The sequence below is a fragment of the Algoriphagus sp. 10J20-15 genome (assembly GCF_055809615.1).
On record NZ_JBVVUG010000048.1, the window covers coordinates 203142 to 221880 of the forward strand.

Below are 18739 nucleotides of genomic sequence, written 5' to 3' on the forward strand. Positions count from 1 at the left end.
CCAAAATAATGAAAAGAAATATTAAACAATTAGTAATTCTGATTGCAGCAAGCTTAACAATTGCCAGCTGTAACAGTGATTTTCTAAATACAGAACCGCTTGGGGAAATTTCTCAATCGGCGGTATGGACTGACCCTGCCTTGGCAGAGGCATTTGTAATAGGAATCTACCAAGGATTTGGAAATGGTGGGTTTGACGAGCAAAGACTTGCTTCCCTAACAGATGAGGCAATTTTTACACACCCTGGACGAGGTATAACTACCATCACTGAAGCTAGAGTTAACTCTGCTGATTTAGGCTGGGTAAACAATACCTACAGCTGGGGTAACATGTATAGCTACATTCGTAGAGCAAATATTGCAATCGAGAACCTATCAGATCCTCAGTTTTCTAACGATGGTGGCATAGTAGATAAGCTTCTTGGTGAAGCTAAGTTCATGAGAGCTTATTACTACCAGCAACTCGCCAGATACTATGGTGGTGTTCCTATTGTAGATAGACCTTATGGTCTTGGTGAAGAGTCCTATGAAATTGCAAGAGCAACATGGGACGAGACTATTAGCTTTATTGAAAAAGATCTAACTGAAGCAGCTGCTTTATTAGAAGGCAAGCCTAAGGTGGCTGGCCGCGCATCTCAGCTTGCAGCATTGGCACTAAAGTCAAGAGTCTTACTATATGCGGCTAGTGATCTACATGATGGTCCTACTGCAGCAGCTAATTCTTCGCTATTGGCTTCCTATCCAAACCTTGATCTTGTTGCTTATCCTAGCGGAAATAGAACCGAAAGATGGCAGAAAGCCCAGAATGCAGCGAAAGCTGTATTGGATATGGCCAGCGGAAATAATTTGGGTTTTACTGAACCAGTATCGCATGAAGAAGGTATCCAGAATTATATCAACAATGCCATGGCAAGAAATGGTGGCGAAAATGAAATAATTCTCGGTAGATATTTTATTAACATGAAGCAAGAGAATGGTGGGCGTCAGGGTCTTTTTAATGGACCAAATGGCTACAATAACTGGGCTGGTAATAGTCCTGTTCAATTGCTTGTTGATGATTATGAGATGATGGATGGTACAAAGTTTGACTGGTCAAATCCTGAACATGCATCTGCACCTTATGAAAATAGAGACGCACGTTTCTATGCGTCCATCCTATATGATGGAGCTCAATGGAAGCCTAGATCTTCTGCTAATCAATCCAGAGATCCTTTAGGACAAATCCAATCAGGTACATATGAAGTAATTGATGGTTCTGGAGCTAAAGTGACTCATTTTGGATTGGATACTAGAAACAGTCCTATTGAAGACTGGAATGGTAGTTACACTGGCTATTATACCAGAAAATTTGTTGATGCAGATCCAGCAATTGTAGATCAGAATACTTGGCAAGAAGTTCCTTGGCCTATCTTAAGATACACTGAAGCAGTGTTGAACTATGTAGAGGCTTCCATAGAACTTGGTCAAGAAGACGAAGCTAGAATGTGGTTGAATAAAATCAGATTCCGTGTAGGGCAACCTGCAATTACTGAATCTGGTGATGCATTGATGGCTCGCTACATTAATGAGCGAAGAATTGAGATGTCTTATGAAGAGCAAAGATATCATGATACTCGTCGCTGGATGATTGCAGAGGAAACCTTAGGTCGCAAAGCGAATATTATCAATATCACTGGTACACTTAAACCAGGTAAGACGCTTTCAACCTATCGTTATGACACGGATTTTTACAATTACGTTTACAAAGTTCTTCCTATTGACCCTGGAAAAGAAAATAGAACTTGGCTAGACAAAATGTATTTTGTACCAATCCACAGAGATGAGATTAACAGGAATGGTGCCCTTATCCAGAATCCTGGAATAGAATAAAGTAAGTATTCTTATAAATTTGATCTAAGCCATTCCATTGGGGTGGCTTAGATTATTTTAGATTATGACTAAAAGAAATCTCATAACAGCTTTGGCTTTCAGTGTATTGATGGCGTCTTGCACTGAAACAGACCAGGCCAACCAAGCTGATAATTCCTCAACTTCTAATACCACACCTCTCTTTAACTTATTGACTCCAGAACAAAGCGGAGTTACCTTCTCAAACAGAATAGAAGAGAACTTAAACCTCAATGTCCTCATGTACGAGTACCTATACAATGGAGGTGGCGTAGCAGTGGGCGATCTAAATGGTGATGGCTTGGAGGATATTTATTTTTCTGCCAATGTCAGTGGCAATCAACTATACCTAAACCAAGGTAATCTCAAATTTAAAAGAAACGGCCCAAGCCTCAGGAGCTACCGGAAGATCAGGTCCCTGGAAGACGGGAGTCGTCTTCGTCGACATAAACGGCGATAAGAAATTAGACATTTATCAGTGCTACTCTGGGAATTTACCAACTGAGAAACGTACGAACGAACTTTTTGTGAATCAAGGTAATGACCAAAATGGCATTCCTCTTTTTAAAGAAATGGCAGAGGAATATGGCGTAGCTTCCAATGCGCCTAGCACATCAGCCAGCTTTTTTGACTATGATCTGGATGGAGATCTTGACCTATTCATCTTAAACCATAACACCAAATCCATCCAAAATCAGGATGTGAATCTCACTAAAGTATTACTTAAAGAAAAACACGAAGCAGGACCACAGCTTTTTGAAAATAAAAATGGAAAGTTCTCCGAAGTCACATTAGATGCAGGCATTTCAAGCTCAAGCCTTTCCTATGGTTTAGGAGTCGCAATATCCGATATTAACCAAGATGGCTGGCCGGATATCTACATAGGGAATGATTACTCCATGCCGGATTACCTATACATCAATCAAAAGGACGGTACCTTCACCGATGAGATTCTAGCCCGATTAGGGCATACTTCGCATTTCTCCATGGGAAATGACATAGCAGATTTCAATAACGATGGCTTGCCAGATATTTTTACGTTGGACATGCTACCAGAGGGAAATGAAAGACAAAAGCTACTTCTTGCTCCGGATAATTTTGAGCTTTTTGAACTGAATGTAAACAAGGGATTTCATCACCAATACATGAGAAATATGCTTCATGTAAATTCTGGCGATGGTACATTCCAAGAAATAGGACAGCTGGCCGGCGTGTCCAATACCGACTGGAGCTGGTCATCTCTCTTTGCTGATTTTGACAATGACGGCTGGAAAGATCTATTCATTACCAACGGCTACCTGAGAGACTACAACAAGCAGGACTTTTTGAAGTACATGGACAATTATGTACGTACATCAGGAGGGAAATTAAAGCGCGAGGACTTACTGAATATGGTCAAAACCATGCCATCCTCCAATTTGACTAATTACATTTTCCAAAACACAGGTAAGCTGGCTTTCCAAAACCAAACCGATACTTGGGGAATCAATCATGCTGCAAACAGTAGCGGAGCAGCATACAGCGATCTTGACAATGATGGCGACCTTGATCTTATTATCAACAACATCAATTCACCTGCTTATATTTTTGAAAATCAAGCAAGTCAATTGAAAGAAGCAAATTATCTAAATCTTAAACTTTCAGGATCAGAGACCAATTCCTCAGCAGTTGGAGCTAAAGTTGAGTTATTTACAGGCAGTACAGTTCAGGTATTGGAACAAAATCCTTACCGAGGATACCAGTCCTCAATTTCTACTACTCTTCATTTTGGCTTAGGCAAAATTACCGAGATAGATTCTATTCAAGTGAGCTGGCCTGGCGGAAAAATGACTAAGCAGTATAAGGTTGGTGTAAATCAAACATTGGAATTAAGCGCAAGTGATGCCATTTCTACTCCTTCCATTAGGCCGAAATCTTATGATACCTACCTCAAGCAAAAAAACGAATTGAACACCGAAGTCGGACGAAATTTTAATGATTACAAAAGACAACCACTTCTGATTAACCCTGTTTCTGGAAATGGAAAGGCCATGGTTTTCGCAGATTTTAGCGGTGACGGGAAAGAAGACCTTTTCGTAGGAGCAGCCTCTAATGCCACCGCTTCATTCTATGTACAGAATGCCAATGGATCATTTGCAAAACAGAATTCTAGTGTATTTGCTTCAGCTTCAAAAGCTGAGGATACTGACGCAATCGCCTTTGATGCGAATGGTGACGGCAATTTAGACTTATTTGTTGGCAGCGGAGGAGTATATGATTTTAATGTAGGAGACGAAGCTCTGCGTGATCGACTATACCTAAATGATGGTAAGGGCAATTTTTCTTTAGCCTCAGAAGCAATCCCCACTGAATCATTCCCTACAGGCACCGTACAAGTTGCAGACCTTAATTTTGATGGAACTCCCGATTTATTTGTAGGCGCTAGAATAAATCCAGGTCAGTTTCCAACCTCGTTTGGCGGAAGAATCTGGGTCAATGACGGCAGCGGAAACTTCAGCGATCAAACTAAGCAGCTCGCACCTACATTTGTCAATTTAGGAATGTTAACTGACTCTGGTTTGGCAGATCTCGATCAAGATGGTAAGCCTGAGTTAATCGTATTAGGGGAGGCAATGCCAATTCAGATATTTTCCTTCCAAGATAACCAATGGAAAGAAACAACATTGAACTACTTCGAAAAGCATGAATTTGGATTCTGGAATAATCTGACCCTAGCAGATTGGGATGGCGACGGAATGGTAGAAATATTGGCGGGTAATCTGGGCACTAATACTCAAATCAAAGCAAGCAGTTCAGAGCCTGCAGAGATTTTATACAAGGACTTTGATGGAAACGGATCAATTGATGCATTTCTGGGGTACTATGTACAGGGAGAAAGATACCCAGCTGCAAGCCGTGACGAAATTCTTGGTCAGGTACTTTTTCTTAAAAAGAGATACTTGGATTTCAAGTCTTTTGCTAATGTTAAAATGAGTGAGCTTTATACAGCTGAAGAACGAAGAAACTCCAATTCAATCTTTATCAATCGATTAGAGACAAGCTATTTTACCAAAAATGAAACAGGAAAATTTGTAGCGAAAGAACTTCCCATACAAGCTCAATTCTCGCCTGTATATGCCTCAGAGGCTGTTGATGTCAATGGAGATGGTAACCTGGATATGATTCTGGGAGGAAATACGGGGTATGGCAAATTATATTTTGGTAAATATGATGCAAGTCAAGGTCTAGTTTTGCTAGGCAATGGAAAAGGACACTTTACCAAGGTAGATAAATCTAAAAGCGGATTAGATTTAACCGGAAATGTAAGGAAAATAATAGCAGACAAAAGCCTGATAATGATTTATTTGGATGAATCCAAAGTCAGCATTTATTCGCTCCATCCATCAAAAACAAATTAAATTAGAACCCCTATACTATTATATTTAGTGCTAAAGACTTTTTCTTTAAACATGTTTAAAACAAACCCAAAACCCCTTGTAATTGGTGCATTGATGCTTATGAGCTTTGATGTGAATCATGCCAATTTTGAATCTTACACCCAGAAAATCCCTGGCACAGAAGTTACATTCCAAATGACCCCCATACCTGAAGGAACCTTCATGATGGGATCCGAAAGTTCTCCAGATGAAAAGCCAGTTCATGAAGTGAAAATCGCTCCTTTTTGGATGGGAACTCATGAAGTGACTTGGGATGCCTTTGAGCTTTTCTTAGATAAAAATTACGAGTTAGCCGTTTCTGAGGGTCCAATCGGAGAAGTGGTAGATGGACTGACTAGGCCAAGTATGCCGTATTTGGATATGACTTTTGGTATGGGAAAAGAAGGAAAGCCTGCAATTGGAATGACGCAGTACGGAGCAATTCAATTTTGCCACTGGCTGTATTTGAAAACTGGTATTTTCTACAGGCTTCCTACAGAAGCAGAATGGGAATACGCTGCAAAGGCTGGATCAAAGACCCGATTCTTTTTTGGCGATGACCCTTCTCAATTAGGAGACTATGCATGGGTTAAAGAGAATTCTGAAGAGATAACACATCCTATTGGAGAGAAAAAACCTAACCCGTGGGGACTCTACGATATCTATGGAAATGTGCTCGAATGGACCTCCGATCAATACGAGCCTGACTTCTATGCTCAATCGCCATCTGAGAATCCTACTAACCCATCTACTGAGCTCTATCCTAGAGTAGTACGTGGAGGTTCTTATGATACAGAAACTGCTGAAATAAGCTCTACTAAACGATTTGTGAGTTCCCCAGATTGGAAGAGAATTGATCCTCAAATCCCTAAAAGTCAATGGTGGTTTCCCGAAGCACCATTCCTAGGATTGAGATTGGTAAGGCCGCAAATCCCACCAAGTCCGGAAGAAATTATGGCTTATTATCAAGCCGCACCTATAACTGATTATTAACCCTTAATACCTATACTTATGAAAATCGAAAATTCACGTAGGGATTTCATCAAAATCTCTGCTTTGGTAACTGGCGGATTGATGACTACTCCTTTTGCTTTGCCAGGAGCCTATGCTGCTCCTGTGAATGAATTGAAAGTTGCTTTAATTGGCTGCGGTGGACGTGGTACCTGCGGCGCTACTTTTCAAGCTTTAGCCACTGGACACAACATCAAAGTAGTCGCTATGGCAGATGCCTTCAGAGATCGCTTGGATAATGCATTCAAAGCTTTGAGTGAAAAATATGCGGACAAACTTGCAGTAACTGAAGAAACGAAATTTGTCGGTTTTGACGCATATAAAGATGCGATGGCGCTCGCAGATGTAGTCATTCTTGCTACTCCTCCAGGCTTCCGTCCTATGCATTTCGAAGAGGCTGTGAAACAGGGTAAGCAAATCTTCATGGAGAAGCCTGTTGCTGTTGATGCTGTCGGTATCCGTAAAGTTTTGAAAGCAGCAGAAGAAGCAAAAGCAAAAAAACTAAATGTGGTAGTTGGTCTTCAAAGACACTATCAAGCAAATTACATTGAAACTATTAAACGTATCCATAATGGTGACATTGGCGATATCATCAACGGTCAAGTGTATTGGAATGATGGTGGTGTATGGGTGAGAGAGCGGCAGCCAGGTCAAACTGAGATGGAATACCAAATGAGAAACTGGTATTATTTCAACTGGCTTTGCGGAGACCATATTAATGAGCAACACGTGCACAACATCGATGTGGCCAACTGGGTGAAGCAAGGGCCACCAGTGAAAGCTGAAGGTACCGGCGGAAGATTGATTCGTACAGGTAAGGAAAACGGAGAAATCTTTGATCACCACGTATTGACTTACACCTATGCTGATGGAACTGTGATTCACAGTGAGTGCCGTCACTTCCCGGGTGCTCAAAACCGTGTGGATGAAAGCTTCCAAGGTACCAAAGGAACAGCTTATTTAAGTGCTGGAAACTATGGTATATTGAAAGATTGGAAAGGCAATATGCTGTATGAACATGACCGAAAAAATCAGCCTAACCCATACCAAGTTGAGCATGACCAACTATGGGCAGCTTTGTTTGCTGGGGAATACAAATTTGCAGATGCGCAAAATGCTGCAAATAGTACCATGACTGCAATAATGGGTAGATATGCAACTGACTCAGGCAAGCCACTAACATTCGATGAAGCATTGAATGGACAAATTGACTTGATGCCAGATACACTAGCATGGGATGCAATGCCTAAGGTGTTGCCTGGGGAAGACATGTTTTATCCTCATGCCATTCCTGGTAAAACCAAAGTAATCTAATAATGGAAAGAAGAGGATTTATAAAAAAAGTAGGCCTTGGAAGCACCCTATTGGGTGTTTCTGGAGCTATGAGTCTGCCCTCCTTTGCTGCTGGAAATGCAGAGCCAACCTTCAATATGGATTTTGCACCACATTTCGGAATGTTTCGAGAATTCTGCTCCAGGAGGGATTGTCGATGAATTGAAATTCATGGCGGATCTGAGGTTTTAGATCTTTGGAAGACAATGGAATGCTTCGTAGATCAGAAGAAGAGCAAGCTTTGATTGGCAAAACACTGGAATCACTTGGTATGAGAATGGGAGTTTTTGTGATAGAAGGTGGAGATAACTGGAAAGTTTCTCTCACAACAGGTAAGCAGGAATTCATAGACACCTTTGTCAATACGTGTAAAAAATCTGTAGAAGTAGCCAAGCGCGTAGGCGCAAAATGGATGACTGTCGTTCCTGGATATTTTGAGAGAAATCTCCCTATAGGAGTGCAAACAGGCAATGTAATTGAAGCTTTTAAGCGTGGAGCTGAGGTACTGGAGCCACATGGATTAGTTATGGTCATGGAGCCTTTGAGCGACAACCCGGATCTTTTCTTACGTCATGCTGATCAGTCATATATGATCTGCAAAGGTGTGGATAGCCCTGCTTGCAAAATCCTTTATGATATTTACCATATGCAGCGTAATGAAGGAAACCTAATAGCTACTATGGAAAAAGCCTGGGAAGAAATTGCTTATATACAAATTGGAGATAATCCAGCGGCAGAAGGAACCAGGAACCGGAGAAATCAATTATAGCAATGTATTCAAATACATCCATGAAAAAGGTTTCAAAGGTGTGATGGGTATGGAGCATGGAAATGCCTCTCCTGGAATAGAAGGTGAAAAAGCATTGATCCAAGCCTATAGAAAAGTTGATGTAGTCTGATTTTAGAATAAAATGATTAAAAGTAAATTATTGGCGCTATCATTATTGATAGCGCTTTTTTCCTGCAAAAAATCTGAGGAAAACCTAGCTGAAATGCCCACTGGATGGGATATTTTGGAAACTCCAATCCAATCCTCCCTACGAGGGCTAGCTCCACTCACAGGGGATATCGCGTGGGCAAGTGGTAGCAATGGAACTTGGCTGCGCACCTTAGATGGTGGCAAAACCTGGCAGCATGGCGTTATAGCCGGACTGGACACGGTAGATTTTAGATCCATTCATGCTTTTGATGCGCTGACGGCCGTTGCTGTTTCGGCAGGTCAGCCAGCCGTGATTTACAAGACAATAGATGGAGGTGAAACTTGGGAATTAAAGCATCAGGAAAATGAGTTGGCTTTCTTGGATGGAATTAGTTTTTCTTCAGAAACCAGGGGATTTGTGATTGGTGATCCCAGCGAAGGAAAGTGGACTATCCTGCAAACAGCAAATCAAGGAGATACTTGGTATCCACTGGATTCATTGCCTGGAGCTGCGGAAGGAGAAGCGGCTTTTGCGGCCAGCGCAACCTCACTTTTGGCCGAAGGAAACCAGCTATGGATAGGCACAGGCGGCACTGAGTCCAATCTACATTATTCGAATAATTTGGGCGGAACATGGGAGAAGTTTACAAGTCCATTTGTTCAGGGAGAGTCCTCTCAGGGGATTTTTTCGATTACTAGCATTGGAGGGAGTGAAATAGTAGGAGTGGGCGGAGATTATTTGAAAGAGGATTTACAACAAGAAGTATCCGGGATTTTTGTTTCCAATACAAAAGAGTGGGTAATTCCAGAGCAGGAACCTGGAGGATACCGATCTGGTGTTGTGTACTTTCCAATGCAGAAATGGCTGATAGCCGTAGGACCGGGCGGTTCGGACTTCTCTAAGGATGCTGGTATTACCTGGCAGAAATTTTCCGACGAAGGTTTTCATGCAGTAAAAATGGGGCATGCAGATGGCTCAGTTTGGGCATCTGGAGCACAAGGGAAAATTGCTAAATTGAAGTATTAACTTCCCTTTTATTGAGTATAGTTAGTCTTACAAAGTAGACTTATCCTAAAAGATTTGCATATTAGGTAAGCTGAAAAGTGCCAGTCCGTACTATCTTTAGGCTAAATCGTAGTACCCATAAACCTGAATAATTATAAGATGTTTGAAATTATCCCTTCCATATGGCTTATTAATGGAAAATGTGTCCGACTTAAAAGAGGCGATTTTTCTACTGAAGAAGTAATTTCCAATAATCCTCTGGAGATTGCACAAGCCTTTGAATCTATAGGGATTCAGAGAGTGCACTTGGTTGATTTGGATGGCGCACGTAGAGGAGAGCCAAAAAACTACCATATCTTGGAAGCTATTGTAGGATATACAAATCTGAAAGTGGATTTTACAGGCGGAATCTCCACTCATGGTGATGTGATTAAATGCTTCGAATTCGGTGCCAATACCATTACCGTGAGTTCTATGGCGGCAAATCACCCGGAGCGCTTTGCCCAATTTTTACTTAGCTATGGGAGGGAAAAAGTAAATCTGGCAGCCGATACCAATCCTATTGATAATAAAATAAAAATCAGAGGATGGCTGAAAAAAACGGAAATTGACCTATTCGATCACATTAATTTCTTTTATGAAAGAGGGCTAAAATATCTGAAATGCTCAGACATAACTAGAGATGGGGTAATGGAGGGGCCCAACTTTGCACTCTTTCAAAGTGTATTGGACAAATTTCCACAGATTAATTTGGCAGCAAGCGGAGGAGTAAGAGGAATCGATGACTTCAGAAGGCTTAGAGACATGGGAGTCTCAGCGATTGTATTTGGAAGAGCCTATTCTGAAGGAATGATAAGTATCCAAGATTTAGAAGATTTCTTGAAAAAAGGCTGATTAGTCAGCCTTGAATTTATCTACGATATAAAGAAAAATATTGAAGGATAATGTCGAAGGTGTAGGTTCGACTTTTTTACCTTCACCACTTACTTGATTTTCTGCTTTTTTCGGAGAAACTGTTTTTACAATAGGAGTAGGAGCAGTTGAAGCAGGAGAAAAGTTGTCTTGCAATGGTATATCAACTTGATCCGAGTGATTTTCTGACAATGGCTTAGTAATTGGCTTCTCACGCTCAATTTCTGATTTCTCCCGTTCGCTTTGAGCCATGGAATCGCCAGCCCAGAGGCATAAACCAAATGCAGCGATGCCGAAAACGGTTAAATTTTTAATGGAAAAAACAGTTTTTAAGATCATATACGGCTAATGTAACCTTTTTCTTTAACAAAAGGTTTTGTAAAGGGCTCATAAAATTAGGAAAAAAATTAACTATGCAAACGATTGATGTTCAAAGATTTTGACAAAATAGAATTACGCGTCGGAACAATTCTGCGGGTAGAACAGTTTGAAAAAGCTAAAAAACCTGCCTTTAAAATTTGGGTAGACTTAGGTGAGCAACTTGGTGTTAAAAAATCCTCAGCACAAGTCACGGTTCATTATACACCAGAAGACTTAATAGGGCGACAAGTGGTTTGTGTGTGCAACTTTGCACCTAGACAGATTGCTGATTTTATGTCAGAAATCCTGATCACCGGATTCAGTGACGAGGAGGGAAATATTGTATTGACCTCAGTGGAAAGGCAGGTACCAAATGGAGCAAAACTACATTAGTTGGTTTTAAAATAAGGGAAGTGAAGAGGGTTTGGAAAATCAAACTCGAAACCTGTTTGTAGTATTTTTTCTCCTGACACAAGGCGATCTATACTTTCAGAAGCATTTTGGTAACTGCTCGGAGGCTCAAAACCCAATTCACGTACATTTTGGTCATAGATTTCTTTTCTTACTGTATGCACAGGCGCAACACCATTGTAGGTTTCATTCCAAAGTTCTTTTTCTATTATCCAAGCAAGCATTCTAGCAGCATCACTTCTATAGATGAAGTTTACACGCGTATGCCCGGCTACATTTTCTTTACCTGCCACATATTTGCCAGGAATTCTATCATCGCCAATCAACCCACCAAACCTAACAATAGTCAGCTCAGTCGCATTCTTAAATGTTTGCTCCCCTTTCAACAGGGTTAAATTTCCTGTCGTTTTTGCGGTAAGCTCTTCCCCCTCCTTATACGGGTCTTCTCTAGATTCACTTGGGTAAACGCCTGAACTTGAAACGAAAAGTACTTTTTGAATTCCTGCTTGATCTATCATAGTCCGCAGGTATTTCATTTGCTCTAAATAAAATTTACCGTCAGTAGTACGTGATTTAGGAGGAATATTAATGACAAGCACTTCGCTGGTGAACAGTTGCTGAAAAGCTTTGCCTTGAGGAAAAGGTACAAGGGCGAATTGAATAGCCTGTACTCCTTGATCCTGAATCTCCCTCTGCTTTTCTTCACTCGTAGTACTTCCTATGACAGAATGACCCGCTTTTTGAAGCAAATGAGCTAGCGGTAAGCCAATCCATCCTAATCCTATAATCGAAACTTTCGTCATAACTCGTAAAGAAAAAACCTCTCAAATTTGAGAGGTTTATGATTATTAATCTTTCTTAGGGATAGTACCTAGTATATAATCCCATAATGGCGTACTCACTCCAAATGCTACATCTGGATCTTTATAATGATGAATAGCGTGGTGTACCCAAAGTACTTTCATAAAATTTTTTGGTGGCTGCATAGCATGCACCAAATAGTGAATGCCAAGATATAATGCATATCCTAACAGAAAACCTGGCAAGAAGTAGTAAGCGAAATCTCCCATGGTCAATTTAAATATAAGATAAAGTATAGCTGCATAGGCAGCACTCACAAATGGAGGCATTGCCAGTCTGTACTTATCCTTAGGATAATCATGGTGAACGCCATGTACAGTGTATTGCAATTTATCTTTGATAGGGGTATTCGGCTCCATGTGGAAAAAATGCTTGTGCATCATATATTCCACTAAAGTGAAGCCAATATAGCCAACTATAAATAACACGACTGCTGTTCCAATGCTTACAGATGTTTTCTCAATACCAAAATATATAGAAACACCGCCCAAAAGGATAAATATGGCAATTGGCATCCAAATCGGTGTCCGGGTTAACCTCTCAAGAATAGGGTTGGTGAACATCTGGGCTGTGCCAAAGTTGTCCGGCTTATCCAATCTTCCAATCTTTTTCATACGCTACTAATTCTAATTTTACTAAAATTCTGAGATCCAATTAAGAACCTACATGCAAAGATAATTCAAAACGGCCTTTTGTCACTGAAAAATTAATGACAATAATCAGTTTTTAATCAAATCTGTGCCATTGTTGATTCGATAGTCTTTTGATAATATGCAACATAATGTGGTAGAATATTGGAAATATCAAATTCCTGAGCTCTTGCCAAGGCATTTTTTTTGAAGGTAGGAAGGTTTGCATCATCTAAAATAAAGAGCGCTTTTTCCTTCATATACTTGATATCTCCAATCTCTGAAACAAAACCGGTGACTCCATCCACGTTTAGTTCTGGAATCCCTCCTGCATTTGAGGAAAGAATAGGCACTTCGCATGCCATTGCCTCTAATGCTGCCAGTCCAAAACTTTCCTTCTCAGATGGCATCAAAAATAAATCCGCAACAGAAAGTACTTCTTCTACTGCATCTAACTTTCCAAGAAAACGGACATCATCGCAGGTACCCAATTCTCGACAAAGCCGCTCCATCTTATCTCTTTCAGGACCGTCTCCTACCAATAATAATTTGGCTGGAATTTCTTTTCTGACTTCATAAAATACTCTAATGACATCCTCGACTCGCTTTACTTTTCTAAAGTTGGAGGTGTGCACCAAAAGTTTTTCACCATTTGGACAAATTGCCAATTTGAAATGCTCCTTCTTTTGTCGTTTGAAGCGTTCCAAATCAATAAAGTTTGGAATGACTTCAATCTCACGCTGTATATCAAAAAAAGCATAAGTTTCCTTCCTTAAGTCTTCAGAAACGGCTGTAACTCCATCGGATTGATTGATACTGAAGGTAACAACCGGCTCATAGCTTGGATCTTTACCCACCAAAGTAATATCTGTACCGTGAAGGGTAGTCACTACAGGAATTTGAATTCCTTGAGTTTTCAGAATTTGCTTAGCCATGTATGCAGCAGATGCATGAGGAATAGCGTAATGAACGTGGAGCAAATCCAATTTTTCGTACTTAACTACACTAACCATTTTACTAGCTAGAGCCAGCTCATAGGGAGCATGTTCAAAAAGAGGATAACTTTTTATATCCACCTCATGGTAGTATAGATTTTCGCTAAAAAAGTCTAATCGGGTAGGTTGCTTATAGGTAATGAAATGAACCTCATGACCAATTTTCGCAAGACCTTTACCTAATTCTGTCGCTACTACTCCACTACCTCCAAAGGTCGGGTAGCAAACAATGCCTATTTTCATGTGCAAATAATTTTCAATAAAAGGCCACAAGGAATCTCGCTCTTTTTAACATCTTCCAGAAAGGATAAAGGAGTGCTCGATTTCATATTTGTGTGGGCTGGTTTATAAACCTGATTTTTAACACGCGTTAACCCCTATTTTGTTCAAATTCTAAGTCAATTAACCAATTAATCAAGACTTTTATATGAAAACCTCTGAAAACCAACACTTCCAGCAATTTTTTATTACTGTTCAAAATCAAAAAACCCTTAGGAATACATGTTCTTGCCTAAGGGTTTTTACCTAATGAATTGAATGCTCAATCAACCTTTCTTGCTTTCATTCACTGCGTGGTGCGCAGCTCTCGCTGCAAATGCCATGTAGGTCAATGTAGGGTTTCGTGTAGAGGTAGAAGTCATGCAAGCACCGTCCGGTCACATATACATTTGGGACGGCATGTAGCTGATGATTGCCATTGAGCATAGACGTTTTTGGATCCTTGCCCATTCTTACGCCCCCCATTTCGTGAATATCCAATCCTGGGGTTCTATGATCGTCATTTACCCTAATGTCTGTAAATCCTGCTTTCTCAAACATTTCGGAAACCTGCTCCTGATAATCCAAGATCATCCTGTTTTCTTCATCATTGTCATCGTAAGACACATTGAATTTCAAAGTAGGTAAACCATAGGGGTCAAGTTTGTCTTTGTCCAAAGCAATGTAATTCGACTCTTTAGGGATAGTCTCTCCCATCATATGTGAGCCAACTCTCCAAGGTCCATCAGGCGGAGTTTTATTCAGCATGCTATTTTTCAAATCCATTCCTACTCTCGCGTCAGCTACGTAGCCTCCACCTCTATAAGCACTAAATCCCCCTGCATAACCACGTAAAAAATCGGTTTCCTGCTTTTTCACGTTTCTAAATCTAGGAATATAACCACTGGTAGGACGTCCGCCTGTGGTGGTGTATTCCATAAATCCTTCGTAAGAGCCATTTACTTGTGCACGGTAATTATGGAAAGCAAAATATTTACCCAAAACCCCACTGTCGTTTCCAAGTCCATTAGGGAATCTAGCAGAAGTAGAATTCATCAAAATGGCATTGGAATTAATCGCGGCAGCATTGATAAAGATTACATCTGCATAGAATTCTTCAACTTCTTTAGTATGTGCATCAATTACTCTAACGCCAGTTGCCTTACCTTTTTCATCGTCGTAAATAATGGAATGGACCACACCGAATCTGGTCTTAGCGTTACGTTTCCACTTTTCAAAGCCCAGGAATCGTAGAAGAATTGCTACTGAAATATCCTCCAAAAGGACATCCGCGTTGACAAAGATTTCTGTTTTGACAAGAAGCTCTTCCTTGTGCAGTAAATTCTGGCCTTGGCTCATGAATGTGCGCACATCTGGCAGAAATCAGATACTGTTCGATCCCCACCGGATAGGTTTCTTTTAGCTTTTGGGCAAAATGCTTCTCTACAATATTTAAATCATATCCAGGCAAAAATTCCCCATCAGGCAACGTATCTAGTCCATCAAGATTTCCAGAAACACCCGCAAACTTTTCCACATGGCTGTACCATGGAGCAATATCCTTGCATCGAATCGGCCAGTCCACCGCAAATCCATCTCTCGCTGGACCCTCGAAATCATAGTCTGACCAGCGTTGAACTTGTCTAGCCCAAAGAAGGGATTTTCCACCTACCTGATATCCTTTAATCCAGTCAAATGGCTTTTCCTGGAGTGTAAGGCTGCTCAGCATCTTTGGCAAAAAAGTGCTCAGAATCTTCTCCAAAGGCGTAGCATTTAGAAACAATAGGGTTTTCATCGAGGACCTTTTGGGGTAATTTTCCTCTGTAACGCTCGAATTCGTAAGGAAGAAGGTTGGTGGTAGGGATAATCCTTGATATGCTCTACATTTCTACCTCTTTCGAGCAAAAGAGTTTTCACCCCCAAGTCTCCAAACTCCTTGGCTGCCCATCCTCCACTGGCTCCAGAACCTACGACTATGGCTTGATACGTTCGTTCCTGTTTGTTTCTGATATTCAGATTAGCCATTGATTCTAGGTTTTTGAGTTTCTGAGATGAGTCGTTGCACCGTTGTATGGCCCAAGGATAAGTGAATAAGGAATGATTTCCGTCTGAATATACTCTGAGGCCATATAACCCTGCATGGTTAATCTCTTGGTTGTATTAAGGAAATAAGAGATAGCTCGTTCTTTTTACCTTCAGGCGTTTCAGCAGGCTTCAAATCAATTCCCTGTTGGATGAGATCTTCTTTCTCCTTGCTACTGAGATTATCATATTTTTTGCCTGATGTATTCTTGGCGTATTCAGAAAAAGCCGCTAATCCGGTACTGAAAAGAACCTGATTATCCGAAGTCATACAATCATTCACCATTACGAGAATGAAGTCAGGTACTTCCAACTCTAAAGCACCTTTGAGTTCACCTGCTGGTATTATTGTATTGGAGATGTCTCGCAAAAGTTGCTTTTGCGAAGCAGTAACCTTGAGATTTTCATATGCGGCAAGAATATCGTCTGAGCTGAAGTCGCAGGAAGGAATTAGGGCAAGTCCTCCAGAAATCAGCGCGAGATGCCGAAGTGCGATTCGTCTGTTCATGTTATAACTAAGTTATGGGTAATAAACTTTGCCTTCAAAATAGACAAATCAATTATTAATTTCCACCTTATTTTGATCTTGGAGTCCAAAACTCCTTTAAGCCAATCCTCATGTAGAAGTAATAATTCTGCTGTAACCTCAGGATATTCCAATTTTAGATTTTTGGATTCCGTGCTGTCCTGAGACAAATTGACCAGATAGAGTTCTGTCCTCCTCGGAAAATGTCAATTTCTTGGCAGGATCACGAGGGTTGCCAAGTAGTTTCCACGGTCCTTTTCGAACTGCCCAAGAGTTGGTAGTTACTTCAGGGTTGCCAGTAACCCAATGCATCACATCATGTCCAGAAGGTGCCTTATCGTAAATGACATCTCTTAAGCTGATGCCAACATCCATATCCGCTGCATTTGGCATTTCTACTTCTGCCAAGTCAGCAAGTGTGGGAAACCAATCCACACTTCCAGCCCATTGATTTCTTACTTCGCCTTTGGGAAGATCACCACCTGGCCAGGAAATGATCGCAGGTACTCGAATACCTCCTTCCAGCATGCTGATGCTTCTGCGCCATTGAAAGTGCCCGGCATTACCTCCACCAAAATAGGCACGTTCTTCTGTGCTGTGTCCATGATCGGATTGGAAGACGATAATTGTATTATCCAACTGACCCGTTTCCTCCAAATGATCCAATACATTTCCTACCAACTCATCCAACGTGGAAATAAAAGCTGCATATTCCTTACGCGGACTTGGTAAATCCTTATAATGCTCTAACCAACTAGGTCTGCCCTGATATGGATAGTGAGGCATATTGATCGCCCAATAGATGGAAAGAAGGGATCTGCCGAAGGTTGAGTAAACTCCTTCACTTCCTCCACCATCAAGTCGCCAAAGAATTCTCCAGGTCCGATAGATTTCTTTCTCGTTTTGATACAAATCGTGAAGATTTGGCCCGCGCTCCCAGAAGAAATAGTGGGAGTAATTATCGATACAGCCTCTTTGGTGCCCGAAGAAATAATCGAAACCTTGACCGTTTGGAAGCTGTTCTGGGGTATGTCCCAAATGCCATTTACCAATGGAAGCTGTTCTATAACCTGCCGGTTTGAATAGCTCAGCCATAGTAATTTGCTCGGTGGGCATGCCTGACTTTCCTTCCGGGTCATGAGCAGGAATATCCACGTTTCCATAGAGACCTGCATTGTAATTATACCTTCCCGTCAAAAGTCCAGCTCTGGAAGGTGAGCAAACCGGCGCCACAGCATAGAATTGAGTGAATCGTACTCCCGAAGCTGCCAATCGGTCAAGGTTTGGTGTAGATAAATCAGTTGAACCATAACTATTCAAATCCAGCGTGCCTTGATCGTCCGAAAGGATTACAATAACATTTGGCTTAGTTGGAGCAACCTTTTTTTCTTCTTTGGCACAGGAAGCGAACAAAAGAGTAGCTCCCAGAATTAGACCTAATTGGAGTTTCATTATATTTTACTTTCTGATATTATTTTGTCAAAACTCCTACTTCCGCGAAAGTCGCAGGATTTCCATCTGCAGTTTTGGTTGCTTTCAAGCGGATAAAGTGTGCATTCACAGCATCAAATCTGATGGTTTGCTCGATTGGACGATCGACGATATTTGAAAATTCTCCTGAAGCTACCTGCTTCCATGAAGTGCCATTTTCACTTACTTCAAACGCAAAATTGGTAATAAACCCACTTGGATATCTTCCCTGCATAGGCAAGTAGGTGAAACCTTTCAAAGAAACCGATTCACCTAAGTCCACGGTAAGAATATTATTCTCACTGGTAAAGTAAGACCCGGCGTTTTCGTCAATTGCTTTGGCAGATTTTTCCGTTGAGCCGACCCATTTTGATTTTGCTAAATCCACATCAATTCGAAGTGACTCGCTTTTCTTACCAGTAGCTGGATCGATAGAAATTGCTTGCAAAGTACTTGCTTGTTCGATTTGAAAAGGCTCTGAATATTGCTGACTTGCTACGCTTGGTTCTGATCCATCTACAGTGTAATAGATTTCCAATCCTTCGTCCGGAGCGCTTAAAGACACATCACCTGTCGTAGCTCTGGAATAGCTTGGAGGAAGTAAGAGCTTAGGTGCATTGTAAATTCCTATCTCTTGAAATAACCGGAATATCCTTCCCATCGGT

At 41.0% G+C, this 18739-nt stretch carries 15 protein-coding genes and 2 pseudogenes; 9 read left to right on the plus strand and 8 right to left on the minus strand.

Translation table 11 applies throughout. The features are described 5' to 3' along the window. The first annotated feature begins 8 nt into the window (after window positions 1-8). The 8 genes and pseudogenes from AC0L6R_RS23600 (at window position 9) to AC0L6R_RS23635 (ending at window position 10464) form a co-directional block, all read left to right on the plus strand. The gene (locus AC0L6R_RS23600) at window positions 9-1868 is read left to right on the plus strand and encodes a RagB/SusD family nutrient uptake outer membrane protein (RefSeq protein WP_473273387.1); all 1860 of its coding nucleotides are present in this window, start codon (window positions 9-11) and stop codon (window positions 1866-1868) included. Between the two features lie 64 nt (window positions 1869-1932). After that, window positions 1933-2346: an FG-GAP repeat domain-containing protein gene (locus AC0L6R_RS23605; protein ID WP_473273388.1), complete on the plus strand. Its 414-nt coding sequence runs from the start codon at window positions 1933-1935 to the stop codon at window positions 2344-2346. A gap of 67 nt (window positions 2347-2413) precedes the next feature. After that, the gene (locus tag AC0L6R_RS23610; RefSeq protein WP_473273389.1) at window positions 2414-5284 is read left to right on the plus strand and encodes a VCBS repeat-containing protein; all 2871 of its coding nucleotides are present in this window, start codon (window positions 2414-2416) and stop codon (window positions 5282-5284) included. 51 nt (window positions 5285-5335) lie between these two features. Beyond that, window positions 5336-6295: a formylglycine-generating enzyme family protein gene (locus AC0L6R_RS23615; protein ID WP_473273390.1), complete on the plus strand. Its 960-nt coding sequence runs from the start codon at window positions 5336-5338 to the stop codon at window positions 6293-6295. Window positions 6296-6313: 18 nt separating this feature from the next. Further along, the gene (locus AC0L6R_RS23620) at window positions 6314-7627 is read left to right on the plus strand and encodes a Gfo/Idh/MocA family protein (protein ID WP_473273391.1); all 1314 of its coding nucleotides are present in this window, start codon (window positions 6314-6316) and stop codon (window positions 7625-7627) included. A 2-nt stretch (window positions 7628-7629) separates the two neighbouring features. Then, window positions 7630-8544 (plus strand): annotated as a pseudogene (locus AC0L6R_RS23625) (hydroxypyruvate isomerase family protein). Window positions 8545-8574: 30 nt separating this feature from the next. Further along, entirely contained in the window at window positions 8575-9591 is a 1017-nt protein-coding gene (locus AC0L6R_RS23630; protein WP_473273392.1) for a WD40/YVTN/BNR-like repeat-containing protein, read from the plus strand. Window positions 9592-9729: 138 nt separating this feature from the next. Continuing rightward, window positions 9730-10464 (plus strand): 1-(5-phosphoribosyl)-5-[(5-phosphoribosylamino)methylideneamino]imidazole-4-carboxamide isomerase, encoded by a 735-nt coding sequence (locus AC0L6R_RS23635; protein WP_473273393.1) that lies wholly within the window; start codon window positions 9730-9732, stop codon window positions 10462-10464. Here the strand turns inward: AC0L6R_RS23635 and AC0L6R_RS23640 are convergent, their stop codons facing one another. Further along, the gene (locus tag AC0L6R_RS23640; RefSeq protein WP_473273394.1) at window positions 10465-10821 is read right to left on the minus strand and encodes a hypothetical protein; all 357 of its coding nucleotides are present in this window, start codon (window positions 10819-10821) and stop codon (window positions 10465-10467) included. It lies immediately after the preceding gene. A gap of 87 nt (window positions 10822-10908) precedes the next feature. Here AC0L6R_RS23640 and AC0L6R_RS23645 point away from each other — a divergent pair, with 87 nt between their 5' ends. After that, the gene (locus AC0L6R_RS23645; RefSeq protein ID WP_473273395.1) at window positions 10909-11235 is read left to right on the plus strand and encodes a tRNA-binding protein; all 327 of its coding nucleotides are present in this window, start codon (window positions 10909-10911) and stop codon (window positions 11233-11235) included. On the opposite strand, the gene AC0L6R_RS23650 is transcribed toward AC0L6R_RS23645, so the two are convergent. From AC0L6R_RS23650 to AC0L6R_RS23680, 7 genes and pseudogenes are all read right to left on the minus strand, one after another. After that, entirely contained in the window at window positions 11232-12056 is an 825-nt protein-coding gene (locus AC0L6R_RS23650; RefSeq protein ID WP_473273396.1) for an NAD-dependent epimerase/dehydratase family protein, read from the minus strand. The genes AC0L6R_RS23645 and AC0L6R_RS23650 overlap by 4 nt on opposite strands. 45 nt (window positions 12057-12101) lie before the next feature. Beyond that, window positions 12102-12728, minus strand: a complete 627-nt coding sequence (locus AC0L6R_RS23655; RefSeq protein WP_473273397.1) for a sterol desaturase family protein — start codon at window positions 12726-12728, stop codon at window positions 12102-12104. Between the two features lie 116 nt (window positions 12729-12844). Next, a complete protein-coding gene (bshA, locus tag AC0L6R_RS23660; protein ID WP_283412018.1) occupies window positions 12845-13981 on the minus strand; it encodes an N-acetyl-alpha-D-glucosaminyl L-malate synthase BshA in 1137 nt (378 codons plus the stop codon). 302 nt (window positions 13982-14283) lie between these two features. Beyond that, a pseudogene (locus tag AC0L6R_RS23665) lies at window positions 14284-16021 on the minus strand (GMC oxidoreductase). Between the two features lie 118 nt (window positions 16022-16139). Beyond that, window positions 16140-16586 (minus strand): gluconate 2-dehydrogenase subunit 3 family protein, encoded by a 447-nt coding sequence (locus tag AC0L6R_RS23670; protein ID WP_473273398.1) that lies wholly within the window; start codon window positions 16584-16586, stop codon window positions 16140-16142. Between the two features lie 138 nt (window positions 16587-16724). Further along, window positions 16725-18056: a sulfatase family protein gene (locus AC0L6R_RS23675; RefSeq protein ID WP_473273399.1), complete on the minus strand. Its 1332-nt coding sequence runs from the start codon at window positions 18054-18056 to the stop codon at window positions 16725-16727. 19 nt (window positions 18057-18075) lie between these two features. Further along, the gene (locus AC0L6R_RS23680) at window positions 18076-18735 is read right to left on the minus strand and encodes a discoidin domain-containing protein (protein WP_473273400.1); all 660 of its coding nucleotides are present in this window, start codon (window positions 18733-18735) and stop codon (window positions 18076-18078) included. Window positions 18736-18739: the final 4 nt, after the last annotated feature.

Bases quoted from the DNA above. Each gene is read 5' to 3' on its own strand.
- AC0L6R_RS23600 (WP_473273387.1), top strand. From the start codon at position 9: ATGAAAAGAAATATTAAACAATTAGTAATTCTGATTGCAGCAAGCTTA.
- AC0L6R_RS23605 (WP_473273388.1), top strand. From the start codon at position 1,933: ATGACTAAAAGAAATCTCATAACAGCTTTGGCTTTCAGTGTATTGATG.
- AC0L6R_RS23615 (WP_473273390.1), top strand. From the start codon at position 5,336: ATGTTTAAAACAAACCCAAAACCCCTTGTAATTGGTGCATTGATGCTT.
- AC0L6R_RS23620 (WP_473273391.1), top strand. From the start codon at position 6,314: ATGAAAATCGAAAATTCACGTAGGGATTTCATCAAAATCTCTGCTTTG.
- AC0L6R_RS23635 (WP_473273393.1), top strand. From the start codon at position 9,730: ATGTTTGAAATTATCCCTTCCATATGGCTTATTAATGGAAAATGTGTC.
- AC0L6R_RS23640 (WP_473273394.1), bottom strand. From the start codon at position 10,821: ATGATCTTAAAAACTGTTTTTTCCATTAAAAATTTAACCGTTTTCGGC.
- AC0L6R_RS23645 (WP_473273395.1), top strand. From the start codon at position 10,909: ATGTTCAAAGATTTTGACAAAATAGAATTACGCGTCGGAACAATTCTG.
- AC0L6R_RS23650 (WP_473273396.1), bottom strand. From the start codon at position 12,056: ATGACGAAAGTTTCGATTATAGGATTAGGATGGATTGGCTTACCGCTA.
- AC0L6R_RS23655 (WP_473273397.1), bottom strand. From the start codon at position 12,728: ATGAAAAAGATTGGAAGATTGGATAAGCCGGACAACTTTGGCACAGCC.
- bshA (WP_283412018.1), bottom strand. From the start codon at position 13,981: ATGAAAATAGGCATTGTTTGCTACCCGACCTTTGGAGGTAGTGGAGTA.
- AC0L6R_RS23670 (WP_473273398.1), bottom strand. From the start codon at position 16,586: ATGAACAGACGAATCGCACTTCGGCATCTCGCGCTGATTTCTGGAGGA.
- AC0L6R_RS23675 (WP_473273399.1), bottom strand. From the start codon at position 18,056: ATGAAACTCCAATTAGGTCTAATTCTGGGAGCTACTCTTTTGTTCGCT.
- AC0L6R_RS23680 (WP_473273400.1), bottom strand. From the start codon at position 18,735: ATGGGAAGGATATTCCGGTTATTTCAAGAGATAGGAATTTACAATGCA.